Genomic DNA, 12,331 nt, shown 5'->3' on the forward strand with positions numbered 1-12,331 from the left:
ATGACGAGCACGTCGATCCGCATCGCGCTCGCTGCACTGCTGCTGGTCAGCACCACGGCCTGCGCCGAAAGCACCCGCACCGAATCGTCCACCATGGACTGGCGCCAGGATGGCGCGCGGCTGACCATCGAGTCCGGGCAGGGCACGGTCAGCATCACCGCCGCCACGCCGGCCGGCCGCTTCGGCGTGCAGGCCGGTGACGAGGTACTGCGCGTGGACGGCGTGCCGGTGCACAAGGTGGGCGAGCTGACCGACGCGCTGTCGGCCAGCGACAAGGCCAGCGTACCGGTCACGGTACGCCGCGCCGGGCGCGACCAGGTGGTCAGCGTGCCCACGGCGGCATGGCGCGCGGTGCAACCGCCGCCGCCGCCGCGGCCCCCGGCGCCACCGTCCCCGCCGGACCGCCCGTAAGTCGTTTCCGGGCCCACCCTGCCGGTGGGCCCGGCGCTCGGGTACTCTCTGCCTACTTTCCGGTCCTTCGTTGCCGCATGCCTTCGATCCTGATCATTGACGACAACGCCAGCGTGGCTACCGCGCTGGAGGTCCTGTTCTCGCTGCACGACATCGACGCCGTGCACGCGCTGTCGCCAGACGAGGGCCTGGCGCTGCTGGAACAGCAGCCGGTGGACCTGGTCATCCAGGACATGAACTTCACCGAAGACACGACGTCCGGTGAAGAAGGGGAAGCGCTGTTCCAGCAGATCCGCGCCCGCCACCCGGACCTGCCGGTGATCCTGCTCACCGCCTGGACCCATCTGAGCAGCGCAGTGGACCTGGTCAAGGCCGGCGCGGCCGACTACCTGGCCAAGCCCTGGGACGACCGCAAGCTGCTGACCACGGTCAACAACCTGCTGGAGCTGTCTGAAACCCGCCGCGAGCTTGACCGCCGCCGTGCGCGCGAGCAGCGCGACCGGAGTGCGCTGGAGGCACGCTACGACCTGCGCGGCGCGGTGGTGGCCGACCCGGCCAGCGAACGCGTGGTGAACCTGGCCTGCCAGGTCGCGCGCTCTGAGCTGCCGGTGCTGATCACCGGGCCCAACGGCGCAGGCAAGGAGAAGATCGCCGAGATCATCCAGGCCAACTCGCTGGTGGCCAAAGGCGCGTTCGTGGCGCTGAACTGCGGCGCCATTCCGTCCGAGCTGATCGAGGCTGAACTGTTCGGCACCGAGGCCGGCGCTTACACCGGCGCCAACAAGGCGCGCGAAGGCAAGTTCGAAGCCGCCGATGGCGGCACGTTGTTCCTGGACGAGATCGGCAACCTGTCGCTGGGCGGGCAGATGAAGCTGCTGCGCGTGCTGGAAACCGGCCGTTTCGAGCGGCTGGGCTCCAACCGCGAGCGCCAGGTCAAGGTGCGCGTGATCAGCGCGACCAACGCCGACCTGCCGGCGATGATCCGCGACGGCCAGTTCCGCGAAGACCTGTACTACCGCCTCAACACCGTTGAATTGGCACTGCCGCCGCTGGCCGAGCGACCGGGCGACATCCTGCCGTTGGCCGAACGCTTCCTGGGCGATGGCAAGCCACTGTCCAATGCCGCCGCCAGTGCGTTGCAACGCCACGCGTGGCCCGGCAACGTGCGCGAGCTGCGCAACGTGATCCAGCGCGCCGGCCTGCTCGCACAAGGCCCGCGTATTGAAGTGGGGGACCTGAACCTGCCGCGTGTTGCGGCGCCGCCGCGTGCGGCCACGCCTGCCGCCGATCCGGACCGCAGCCGGATCGAATCGGCGCTGTCGCACAGCCACGGCATCATTGCCCAGGCTGCGGCCGAACTCGGCCTGAGCCGGCAGGCGCTGTACCGCCGCATGGACCGCTACGGTATTCCGCGCGAATGAAGCGCACCTCGTTCACCCTCCGCCTGTTCCTGCGCCTGCTGCCGGTGCTGGCGCTGGCCGCGGCCGGGCCGTGGCTGCTGGCGTACTGGATGGACCAGGGCTGGCTGGTGACGCTGGTGTCGGCCGTGGCGCTGCTGGTGTTGATGTGGTGGACGTTGCGCCGTGCCACCGCGCCGGTCCGCTCGCTGCTGCGGGCGCTGTCGGGCACCACCAGCAGCTACCGCGATGGCGAATACAACTTCAGCGTGTACTGGCCGGGCAACGATGAACTGGGCGACCTGGTCCGGGCGCACCGCGAGCTGGGTGACGTGCTGCGCGAACAGCGCCAGGGGCTGGTGCAGCGCGAACTCTTGCTGGACACCATGGTGCAGAACACGCCGGTATCGATGCTGCTGCTGGCCAACGGCGGCGATGGCGTGCAGCGCGTGATGTTCTCCAACCTGGCCGCGCGCAAGCTGCTGCACAACGGCTGGAAGCTGGAAGGCCAGGCCATGCAGAACGTACTGGAGACCATGCCGGTGGAGCTGCGCGATGCCATCGAACGCGGCGGCGACAGCCTGTTTGCGGTGCGCGGCCCGGGTGACGTGGATGACGAGGCGGATGACGATGACGAGCAGGTCTACCACCTGTCGCGGCGCAGCTTCCATCTCAACGGCCGCCCGCACGACCTGCTGCTGATCCGCCTGCTTACCGCCGAGCTGCGGCGACAGGAAGTGCAGACCTGGAAGAAGGTGATCCGGGTGATCAGCCACGAACTCAACAACTCGCTGGCACCGATTGCGTCGCTGGCGCATTCCGGGGGCGAGCTGGTGCGGCGTGGCAAGACCGAGCGCCTGGAAGAAGTGTTCGCCACCATCGAAGACCGGTCACGGCACCTGGAAGGCTTCATCCGCGGCTACGCGCGCTTTGCCAAGCTGCCGCAGCCGCAGCTGCAGAACGTGCAGTGGAAGCAGTTCCTGGCCGGACTGCAGCTGCAGATTCCATTCCGCATGACGGACATTCCCGAGGACCTTCAGGGGCGCGTGGACATCGCCCAGCTGGGCCAGGCGCTGCTGAACCTGCTCAAGAACGCGCATGAAGCGTGCAGTGAAGCGGAGCCACCCAATGATGACGTGGAGCTGCGCCTGACCCGGCTGCCGCAGTGGCTGCGGATCGAGGTGCTGGATCGGGGCAAGGGCATGAACGAGGCGGTGCTGCAGAACGCGCTGATGCCGTTCTATTCCACCAAGCGCAATGGCACGGGACTGGGCCTGGCGCTTACCCGAGAGATCGTCGAGGCGCATGGTGGCCGCGTGTCGCTGCAGAACCGCCGCGAGGGCGGTCTGTGCGTGGCGATCTTTTTGCCGGGCTGATGGGTTCGCCTGGGCCGGCCAACGGCCGGCGCTACGAATTTTTACGGGTCCATTGGGATCCGGATCAATCAACCATGGGCTCCGGATACGCCGCGGTAGCGCCGGCCGTTGGCCGGCCCAGGCGGTGCCCGGTTACTTCTTCACCGGGCGGTGCCAGCCATCAATGGTTTCCTGGCGCGCGCGCGCGAGGGTCAACTTGCCTTCCGGTGCATTGCGGGTAATCACCGAACCGGCCGCGATTGTTGCGCCCTGCCCGATCGTCACCGGCGCCACCAGCGAGCTGTTGGAGCCGATGAAGGCGTTGTCGCCAATGGTGGTCTGCGACTTGTTCACGCCGTCGTAGTTGCAGGTGATGGTGCCGGCGCCGATGTTTACCTTGCTGCCGATCACCGCATCACCCAGGTAGGTGAGGTGGTTGGCCTTGCTGCCCACGCCGAGGTGCACCTTCTTGGTTTCCACGAAGTTGCCCACGTGCGAACCGTCGGCCAGCACGGTACCCGGGCGCAGCCGCGCGAACGGGCCGATGTCGGCCGCGCCCTCGCTGACCACGCCGTCCAGGTCACAATGCGGCTTGACCACCGTGCCGGCGGCCAGCTTGACGTCCTTGAGCCGGGTGAACGGGCCGATGCTGACCCCATCGCCCAGTTCAACGGTGCCTTCCAGGATCACGTTGACGTCGATCTGCACGTCACGGCCGACCGTGACCGTACCCCGGATATCCAGCCGGGCCGGGTCGATCACGCGCGCACCCTGCGTGCACAAGGCGCGTACTTCGCGCAGCTGCCAGGCCCGTTCCAGCTGCGACAGCTGCCAGGGATCGTTGGCGCCCTCGGCTTCCTGGGCGTCGGCAACGAAGGCCATGTCGGCCGGGGTGTAGTCGGCCGCTGCCGAAGCGAACACGTCGGTCAGGTAGTACTCGCCCTGCGCGTTGCTGTTGGACAGCTGAGACAACCAGGTGCGCAGCGCGGTCGATTCGGCGGTGATGATGCCAGTGTTGATGGTGCGGATGGCCAGCTGTTCGTCGGTCGCGTCCTTCTGCTCGACGATGGCGCCGACCTTGCCTTCGGCATTGCGTACGATCCGGCCATAGCCGGTCGGGTTGAGCATATCGGCCACCAGCACGGCCAGGCGGCCCGGTTGGGCCAGCAGGTGGCGCAGGGTATCCACCTGGATCAGCGGCACATCGCCGTACAGCACCAGCACCGTGGCCGCATCGGGCACCTGCGGCATGGCCTGCTGCACGGCATGGCCGGTGCCCAGCTGCTGGGTCTGCTCGGCCCACTGCAGGTCGGGCTGGTCGGCGAACGCCGCGCGCACCGCTTCACCACCGTGGCCGTACACCACATGGATGGCGTCGGGCCGCAGCTGGCGCGCGGTATCGATCACATGGGCCAGCATCGGGCGGCCGGCAATCGGCTGCAGCACCTTGGGCAGGTCCGACTTCATGCGCTTGCCAGCGCCGGCGGCGAGGATGATGACGTGCAGGGCTTGGGTCATGGGGATGGAGGGTGATCAAAGGTGACGACTGCGATTCTAGAACGCCCGCCGTCAATGTGCCGCGTTTCCGGCACGCGGAAACAACAACGCCGGCAGAAGCCGGCGTTGTCGTATGCAGCGGTAAGCGCTGGATGTCAGTGCTTGAGGGTCTTGCGCAGGCGCTCCAGCGCCTGCAGCTGGACCACGGCTTCGGCCAGCTTCTGCTGGGCTTCGGCCACTTCCATTGCTTCGCCACGGTTGGCCAGGATGCGCTCGGCTTCTTCCTTGGCCTTGCGGACCGAGGTTTCGTCGATGTCCTGCGCGCGGATCGCGGTGTCGGCCAGCACGGTCACGACCTGCGGCTGCACCTCGAGGATGCCGCCGGAGATGGCGAAGTCCAGCTGTTCGCCATTCGGGGTGGTGACCACCACCTTGCCCGGCTTGAGCCGGGTGATCAGCGGGGCATGCTTGGGCGCGATGCCCAGTTCGCCAAGCTCACCCGTAGCCACGACCAGAGTCGCTTCACCACGGAAGATTTCCTGCTCGGCGCTGACGATGTCGCAACGGATGGTGCTCATGATCAGGCCTTCTCAGCCATCTTCTTGGCTTTCTCGACCGCTTCTTCGATGCTGCCGACCATGTAGAACGCCTGCTCCGGCAGGTGGTCGTATTCGCCGTCGACGATGGCCTTGAAGCCGCGGATGGTGTCCTTCAGCGACACGTACTTGCCCGGCGAGCCGGTGAACACTTCTGCCACGTGGAACGGCTGGCTGAAGAAGCGCTCGATCTTGCGGGCGCGCGAAACGGCCTGCTTGTCTTCTTCGGACAGTTCGTCCATGCCCAGGATGGCGATGATGTCCTTCAGTTCCTTGTACTTCTGCAGGGTCTGCTGGACGCGCTGGGCGGTGTCGTAATGTTCGTGGCCGATGACCAGCGGGTCCATCTGGCGGCTGGTCGAATCCAGCGGATCCACCGCCGGGTAGATACCCAGCGAGGCGATCGAACGCGACAGGGTCACGGTCGAATCCAGGTGGGCGAAGGTGGTCGCCGGGGACGGGTCGGTCAAGTCATCGGCCGGCACGTAGACGGCCTGGATCGAGGTGATCGAGCCGTTCTTGGTCGAGGTGATGCGCTCCTGCAGCACGCCCATTTCCTCGGCCAGGGTCGGCTGGTAACCCACGGCCGACGGCATGCGGCCCAGCAGTGCCGACACTTCGGTACCGGCCAGGGTGTAGCGGTAGATGTTGTCGACGAACAGCAGCACGTCCTTGCCCTTGCCGTTTTCGTCCTTCTCGTCGCGGAAGTATTCGGCCATGGTCAGGCCGGTCAGCGCGACGCGCAGGCGGTTGCCCGGCGGCTCGTTCATCTGGCCGTACACCATCGCGACCTTGTCCAGGACGTTGGAGTCCTTCATCTCGTGGTAGAAGTCGTTGCCCTCACGGGTACGCTCGCCCACGCCGGCGAACACGGACAGGCCGCTGTGCGCCTTGGCGATGTTGTTGATCAGCTCCATCATGTTGACGGTCTTGCCGACGCCGGCGCCGCCGAACAGGCCGACCTTGCCGCCCTTGGCGAACGGGCACATCAGGTCGATGACCTTGATGCCGGTTTCCAGCAGCTCGGTGGCCGGCGACTGGTCTTCGTACGACGGCGCTTCACGGTGGATTTCCCAGCTGTCGCTGGCGGTCACCGGACCGGCTTCGTCGATCGGACGGCCCAGCACGTCCATGATGCGGCCCAGGGTGCCTGCACCGACCGGCACCGAGATGGCGCGTTCGGTGTTGGTGGCCACCAGGTTGCGCTTCAGGCCGTCGGTGGAGCCCAGCGCGATGCAACGGACCACGCCGTCGCCGAGCTGCTGCTGCACTTCCAGCGTGATTTCGGTGTTGTCCACCTTCAGCGCGTGGTACACCTTCGGCACCGACTCGCGGGGGAATTCCACGTCGACGACGGCGCCGATGATCTGAACGATCTTGCCCTGACTCATTGCTGCATCCTCTAATTTAAATGCTTTGACTGCGCGCGTCAGACTGCTGCCGCGCCGCCGACGATTTCCGAAATTTCCTGGGTGATCGCTGCCTGGCGGGCCTTGTTGTAGACCAGCTGCAGGGTTCCGATCAGCTTGTTGGCGTTGTCACTGGCCGACTTCATCGCGACCATGCGGGCTGCATGCTCGGACGCGACGTTTTCCAGCACTGCCTGGTACACCAGCGATTCGACGTAACGCGTCATCACGTGCTCCAGCACGGTCGCGGCGTCGGGTTCGTACAGGTAGTCCCAGTCGTGGTGTGCAACCTGCTTCTCGGCGGCCGGCAACGGCAGCAGCTGGTCGAAGCTGGCCTTCTGCGTCATCGTGTTGATGAAGCGGTTGTAGACCAGGTACACGCGGTCGACCTTGCCCTCGGTGAAGGCGTCGAGCATGACCTTGATGACACCGATCAGCTGTTCCAGGTGCGGCACGTCGCCCATGTGGGTGACGCTGCCGACCATGTTGACCTTGACGCGGCGGAAGAAGGTGGATGCCTTCTGGCCGATGGTCACCAGGTCGATCTCGGCGCCCTTGTCCTGCCACTCGCGCACGTCGCCGAGCATCTTGCGGAACAGGTTGTTGTTCAGGCCGCCGGCAAGGCCGCGGTCGGAAGAGACCACGATGTAGCCCACGCGCTTCACTTCGTCGCGCTGGACCAGGAACGGATGCTGGTAATCGGTGCTGGCCTGGGCCAGGTGGCCGATCACCTGCTTCATCGCCTGCGCATACGGACGCGACGTCTTCATCCGCTCCTGCGCCTTGCGGATTTTGGAGGCCGAGACCATTTCAAGCGCGCGGGTCACCTTGCGGGTGTTCTGCACGCTCTTGATCTTGGTTTTGATTTCGCGTCCGCTTGCCATCTCTTATTCCCGTAGAGCGGGGCCATGCCCCGCTTTGTCGTTTGCGCAGCGGGGAAACACTCCCCGCCCCACGAAGCGGCTTACCAGCTGCCGGTGGTCTTGAACTCGGAGATGCCCTTCTTGAAGGCCGCTTCGATGTCGTTGTCCCAACCGCCGGTGGCGTTGACCTTGCCGACCAGTTCGCCCTGGGTGTTGGCGAAGTGGGCGTGCAGGCCTTCTTCGAAGGCCAGCAGCTTGTTGACCGGCACGTCGTCGAGGTAACCCTCGTTGACGGCGTAGATCGACAGCGCCTGGTTGGCGATCGACATCGGGGCGTACTGCTTCTGCTTCATCAGCTCGGTCACGCGCTGACCGCGCTCAAGCTGCTTGCGGGTGGCTTCGTCCAGGTCCGAGGCGAACTGCGCGAACGCCGCCAGCTCACGGTACTGGGCCAGCGAGATGCGGATGCCGCCCGACAGCTTCTTGATGATCTTGGTCTGGGCCGCACCACCGACGCGCGACACCGAGATACCGGCGTTCACGGCCGGGCGGATGCCCGAGTTGAACAGGTCGGTTTCCAGGAAGATCTGGCCGTCGGTGATCGAGATCACGTTGGTCGGCACGAACGCGGAAACGTCGCCGGCCTGGGTTTCGATGATCGGCAGCGCGGTGAGCGAACCGGTCTGGCCCTTGACGGCACCATTGGTGAACTTCTCCACGTACTCTTCCGAGACGCGGGCGGCGCGCTCGAGCAGGCGCGAGTGCAGGTAGAAAACGTCACCCGGGTAGGCTTCACGGCCCGGCGGGCGCTTCAGCAGCAGCGAGATCTGGCGGTACGCCACGGCCTGCTTGGACAGGTCGTCGTACACGATCAGGGCATCCTGGCCGCGGTCCATGAAGTACTCACCCATGGTGCAGCCCGAGTAGGCGCTGATGTACTGCATGGCAGCCGATTCGGACGCGGTGGCGGCCACGACCACGGTGTGGGCCAGGGCGCCGTTCTCTTCCAGCTTGCGCACGATGTTGGCCACGGTCGAGGCCTTCTGGCCGATCGCGACGTACACGCACTTGATGCCGGTGTCCTTCTGGTTGATCACCGCATCGATGGCCAGGGCGGTCTTGCCGGTCTGGCGGTCACCGATGACCAGCTCGCGCTGGCCGCGGCCGATCGGGATCATGGAGTCGACGGACTTGTAACCGGTCTGCACCGGCTGGTCGACCGACTTGCGCCAGATCACGCCCGGGGCAACGCGCTCCACCGGTGCGGTGGCCTGGGCAGCGATCGGGCCCTTGCCGTCGATCGGCTCGCCGAGCGCGTTGACCACGCGGCCCAGCAGCTCCGGACCGACCGGCACTTCCAGGATGCGGCCGGTGGTCTTGGCCACGTCGCCTTCGCGCAGGTGCTCATAGCCACCCAGGACCACGGCGCCGACCGAGTCGCGCTCCAGGTTCAGGGCCAGGGCGAAGGTGTTGTTCGGCAGTTCGATCATTTCGCCCTGCATCACGTCGGCCAGGCCGAAGATGCGCACGATGCCATCGGACACGCTGGTCACGGTGCCTTCGTTGCGCGATTCCGCGGCCAGCTTGACCTTCTCGATGCGGTTCTTGATCAGTTCGCTGATTTCGGAGGGGTTGAGCGTGGTTGCCATCGTCAAGTCCTAGTGCCGGCGATCACGCCGGACGTTAAATGAATTCAGTTAGCGAGCGCGGTCTGCAGGCGCGACAGCTTGCCCTTGAGCGAGCCATCGATCACCACGTCGCCAGCGTCGATCACCGCACCGCCGATCAGCGACGCATCGATGGCGGTGGTGACGTCGACCTCTTGGCCGAAGCGCTTGCGCAGCGCGGCCTTGATGGCGTCCAGCTCAGCGGTGGACAGCTCGGCGGCCGAGGTCACCGTGGCTTTCACCACGTGTTCGGCTTCAGCGCGGAGCTGGTCGTACATGCCTGCGATTTCCGGCAGCAGCGGCAGCCGGTGCGCTTCGGCCAGGATGGCCAGGAAGCGACCGAACGACTCGCCTGCCGTTTCCGGGGCCAGCAACGCGACGGCATCGTCACGGCCCAGCTCCGGGTTCGACAGCAGGGCCGACACGCGCGGATCGGCGGCTACATGGGCGGAGAACGCAAGCGCGTCCGACCACGGCGCGAACGTGCCTTCGTCGCGCGCGGTCGCGAACGCGGCGCGGGCATACGGGCGTGCAAGCGTGAGGGCCTGGCTCATCGATCAGATCTCCGAGGCCAGCTCGTCGAGCAGCGCCTTGTGGGCGTTGGCGTCGATTTCGCGCTTGAGCAGCTTTTCGGCACCGGTCACGGCCAGCACGGACACCTGCTTGCGCAGATCCTCGCGGGCACGGTTGGCGGCCAGTTCGATCTCGGCGTGGGCCAGTTCTTTCTGGCGGTTCGCTTCGACGATGGCTTCATTCTTGGCAGCATCAACGATCTGGTTGGCGCGGGCATGGGCCTGGTCGATGATCTCGTTGGCCTTGGTGCGCGCATCCTTCAGTGCTTCGTTGACCTTTTCCTGCGCCTGGGCCAGATCCTTCTGGCTGCGGTCGGCAGCAGCGAGCCCTTCAGCGATCTTCTGCTGGCGCTCTTCGATGGCGTTCATCAGCGGCGGCCAGATCTTGGTCGCGATGATCCAGATCAGACCGGCGAACGCCAGTGCCTGGGCAACGAGGGTAAAACCGATTTCCATGGGGTTCGCTCAATCTGGGGTGATGGGGTGGAGGCGCCGCAGGAGCGGCGCATCCGTTCCTTCATCCGCGATCAGGCGCTCGAGGCGCCTGATCGTTTCGCTTTCGCTGGATCAGCCGGCAACCGGCGGCAGGCGGGTCACGAACTCAGCGATGGTCGGGTTGGCGAAGGCCAGCAGCAGGCCGACGGCGACCGAGATGATGAACGCGGCGTCGATCAGGCCGGCGGTGATGAACATGCGGACCTGCAGCACCGGGATCAGTTCCGGCTGGCGGGCAGCCGATTCCAGGAACTTACCGGCCATGATGGCCAGACCGAGACCGGCACCCAGCGCGGCCAGGCCGATCATGATGCCGACGGCGAGGACGGTGGAGCTCTGGACTTGGGCGAGGTTGGTCAGGACGGCAAAGTACATGGGTTATCTCCGGAAACTTAAGTAGCTAAGGGTAATGAAACGGATGAAGGGTGAAGCGGAAACTCAGTGAGCGTCTTCCGACAGGCTCAGGTACACGATGGACAACATCATGAAAATGAAGGCCTGCAGCGGAATCACCAGCAGGTGGAACAGCATCCAGCCGAGGCCGAAGGCACCGCCTGCGATGGCGCCCATGATGCCGGCACTGCCCAGCACCCAGATCAGCAGGAACACGATTTCGCCGCCGAACATGTTGCCGAACAGTCGCATCGCCAGCGAGATCGGCTTGCTCAGCCACTCGACGATGTTGAGGATCAGGTTGAACGGCATCATCCACTTGCCGAACGGTGCGGTCAGGAATTCCTTGGTGAAACCACCCAGGCCCTTGGCGCGCAGCGCGAAGAAAAGCATCAGGAAGAACACGCTGATCGACATGCCCAGGGTGGCATTGACGTCGGCGGTCGGGACCGGCTTCCAGTACGGAATGCCCAGCGCTTCAAGCGGCAGGGCGATGAAGTCGGCCGGGATCATCTTGATGAGGTTCATCAGGAGGATCCAGAAGAAGATCGTGATCGCGATCGGGGTCACCAGCTTGCTGGTGCCGTGGTAGGTGTCCTTGGCCTGGCGGTCAACGAACTCCAGGCAGATTTCAACGAACGCCTGCCACTTGCCCGGTACGCCGGCGGTGGCCTTGCGGGTGGCCATCCAGAAGCCAAACACCATCAACAAACCCATCAGGACCGAAGTCACAATGGTGTCGACGTGAATTGCCCAGAAACCACCTTCCTGCATGTGGAACGTCAGGTTGTGCAGGTGATGTTGGATGTAGGAGGTGGGTGTAAGCGCCTCGCCTGCCATGTGTCCGGAACCTTGAGTTAAATAAATTGGATCAGCGCCTGGCCAGAGCCAGGACCTGGAACATCAGTCCGACGGCGATTCCGGCCAGCAGCGCCAATGCAGGCAGCTTGAAGACCACGAAACCCACCGCCAGGACACCGAATACGAGCGCCCACTTTGCCACCACCGCCAGGATCAGCCGCGACATCGCTGAACCTGCCGCCTGCACCCCGCCCCCCAGCGCCATCCGCGCCGCGACCCAGCCGCCCGCCGATACCGCGATGCCCGATGCCAGCGCGCCAAGCGCGTACTTCGGGCCTGCCAGCAGCAGGAGCACCAGGGCCAGGACAGCCACTGCAGCCAGCGGGTACACCGCTGCGCGCAGCATCAGTCGCCGACCCGCGTCAACGGAGTTCAGCACACGTATGTCCTGCATGGTTGTGGGAGGGGTGACCGGGGCTGGAACTGCCTGTGCCCCGTCGAGCCGCCAAATTATAGCAACGGGACAATTTGCGAGACAACCTGCGCCTGTTCATCCCTGACAACGCAAGTTGCTGCATCGCCACAGATTTTGGCGCGGGAGGGCGTCCGATCCCGCCACTGCCCGCCCCAATTCATGTCGCGTCGCACCATATTGAACTTTGGTCGTGGGGGCTGGTCAGAGAAGTGGGCCTGCCAATTCGATCCTCGTCGACGCCCCTGAAGCAGGCCGGTACCGGGCGGCCCCGAGCTCTCTCCGGGGCCGCCTTTTTTCCGGGCCGGCCGCATCCGCTACAACGTTGTGCAGTGCCCGTGGCGGCCACGCGCGGACACCGACGGTCACCCGGGGTGCATGAACGGTACACACAATCTCCACC

General features: G+C 65.4%; 13 protein-coding genes. 3 read left to right on the forward strand and 10 right to left on the reverse strand.

Annotated elements, in window-relative coordinates; all coding sequences use genetic code 11:
* From V9K91_RS02240 to V9K91_RS02250, 3 genes are all read left to right on the forward strand, one after another.
* The gene (locus V9K91_RS02240; protein ID WP_095363000.1) at positions 1-411 is read left to right on the forward strand and encodes a PDZ domain-containing protein; all 411 of its coding nucleotides are present in this window, start codon (positions 1-3) and stop codon (positions 409-411) included.
* A gap of 77 nt (positions 412-488) precedes the next feature.
* Complete coding sequence (locus tag V9K91_RS02245; RefSeq protein WP_095363001.1) at positions 489-1,832, forward strand: sigma-54 dependent transcriptional regulator; 1,344 nt, start codon at positions 489-491, stop codon at positions 1,830-1,832.
* Entirely contained in the window at positions 1,829-3,184 is a 1,356-nt protein-coding gene (locus tag V9K91_RS02250) for a HAMP domain-containing sensor histidine kinase (RefSeq protein ID WP_249833157.1), read from the forward strand. Before V9K91_RS02245 ends, V9K91_RS02250 begins: the two co-directional genes overlap by 4 nt.
* A 132-nt stretch (positions 3,185-3,316) precedes the next feature.
* On the opposite strand, the gene glmU is transcribed toward V9K91_RS02250, so the two are convergent.
* The 10 genes from glmU to V9K91_RS02300 all read right to left on the reverse strand — a co-directional run bounded on the left by glmU (position 3,317) and on the right by V9K91_RS02300 (position 11,895).
* A complete protein-coding gene (gene glmU, locus V9K91_RS02255; protein ID WP_095363003.1) occupies positions 3,317-4,681 on the reverse strand; it encodes a bifunctional UDP-N-acetylglucosamine diphosphorylase/glucosamine-1-phosphate N-acetyltransferase GlmU in 1,365 nt (454 codons plus the stop codon).
* Between the two features lie 134 nt (positions 4,682-4,815).
* Positions 4,816-5,238 (reverse strand): F0F1 ATP synthase subunit epsilon, encoded by a 423-nt coding sequence (locus tag V9K91_RS02260; protein ID WP_068854096.1) that lies wholly within the window; start codon positions 5,236-5,238, stop codon positions 4,816-4,818.
* Positions 5,239-5,240: 2 nt separating this feature from the next.
* Positions 5,241-6,647 (reverse strand): F0F1 ATP synthase subunit beta, encoded by a 1,407-nt coding sequence (gene atpD / locus V9K91_RS02265; RefSeq protein WP_068854097.1) that lies wholly within the window; start codon positions 6,645-6,647, stop codon positions 5,241-5,243.
* 38 nt (positions 6,648-6,685) lie between these two features.
* Positions 6,686-7,549: a F0F1 ATP synthase subunit gamma gene (gene atpG, locus V9K91_RS02270; RefSeq protein WP_068854098.1), complete on the reverse strand. Its 864-nt coding sequence runs from the start codon at positions 7,547-7,549 to the stop codon at positions 6,686-6,688.
* An 80-nt stretch (positions 7,550-7,629) separates the two neighbouring features.
* Entirely contained in the window at positions 7,630-9,177 is a 1,548-nt protein-coding gene (gene atpA, locus V9K91_RS02275; protein WP_068854099.1) for a F0F1 ATP synthase subunit alpha, read from the reverse strand.
* 44 nt (positions 9,178-9,221) lie between these two features.
* Positions 9,222-9,749 carry a F0F1 ATP synthase subunit delta gene (locus V9K91_RS02280; RefSeq protein ID WP_068854100.1) on the reverse strand — a complete coding sequence of 176 codons (528 nt, stop codon included), beginning with the start codon at positions 9,747-9,749 and terminating at the stop codon, positions 9,222-9,224.
* A 3-nt stretch (positions 9,750-9,752) separates the two neighbouring features.
* Positions 9,753-10,223 (reverse strand): F0F1 ATP synthase subunit B, encoded by a 471-nt coding sequence (locus V9K91_RS02285; protein WP_068854101.1) that lies wholly within the window; start codon positions 10,221-10,223, stop codon positions 9,753-9,755.
* A gap of 111 nt (positions 10,224-10,334) precedes the next feature.
* A complete protein-coding gene (gene atpE, locus V9K91_RS02290) occupies positions 10,335-10,637 on the reverse strand; it encodes a F0F1 ATP synthase subunit C (protein WP_068854102.1) in 303 nt (100 codons plus the stop codon).
* 63 nt (positions 10,638-10,700) lie between these two features.
* On the reverse strand, positions 10,701-11,495 hold the full coding sequence (gene atpB, locus V9K91_RS02295; RefSeq protein ID WP_068854103.1) for a F0F1 ATP synthase subunit A: 795 nt from the start codon (positions 11,493-11,495) through the stop codon (positions 10,701-10,703).
* Between the two features lie 31 nt (positions 11,496-11,526).
* Positions 11,527-11,895 carry a hypothetical protein gene (locus V9K91_RS02300; protein ID WP_176472592.1) on the reverse strand — a complete coding sequence of 123 codons (369 nt, stop codon included), beginning with the start codon at positions 11,893-11,895 and terminating at the stop codon, positions 11,527-11,529.
* Positions 11,896-12,331: the final 436 nt, after the last annotated feature.

The organism is Stenotrophomonas sp. CCNWLW57, from assembly GCF_037203925.1.
In the GTDB taxonomy this organism is placed as follows: domain Bacteria; phylum Pseudomonadota; class Gammaproteobacteria; order Xanthomonadales; family Xanthomonadaceae; genus Stenotrophomonas; species Stenotrophomonas rhizophila_A.